Below are 367 nucleotides of genomic sequence, written 5' to 3'. Positions count from 1 at the left end.
GGGCTGACCGACCTCGTCGGCCACTGGGACCACCACACCGGCCGGGGCTGGGTCGAGATCGACCGCCTCGTCGAGGCCGTCGAGAGGTGGCAGCCGGCGTTCCTCGCCTTCACCGCCAAGGGCACCGCCGCGCATGCGGCCCGGGCGCTGGGCCACCGTCCCCCGGGCCTCGGGATCGCGCCGTGGGGCCTTGGACCCTCGGACGTCTTCGTGCTGCCGGGCACGAGCGGCGCCAACCAGCGCAAGGACTACGACGGGCGGCCCACCCGCATCGCCTGGTGGCGTGACCTGGCCTCGCTGGCGGAGCCGGAGCTCAGAACCCGGCGTACCGGAGCATGAACTCGGTCTCGGTGTCCCGGCCCCCCTG

General features: G+C 74.7%; 1 protein-coding gene. It reads left to right on the top strand.

What is annotated here, in order from left to right; translation table 11 throughout:
- On the top strand, nucleotides 1–339 hold a 339-nt coding region (locus AC1DEF_RS29390), incomplete at its 5' end, for a uracil-DNA glycosylase family protein (protein WP_477727749.1).
- Nucleotides 340–367: the final 28 nt, after the last annotated feature.

This window comes from Priestia sp. 10L35 (assembly GCF_056395685.1).
This window is presented reverse-complemented; position numbering and strand designations above follow the sequence as displayed.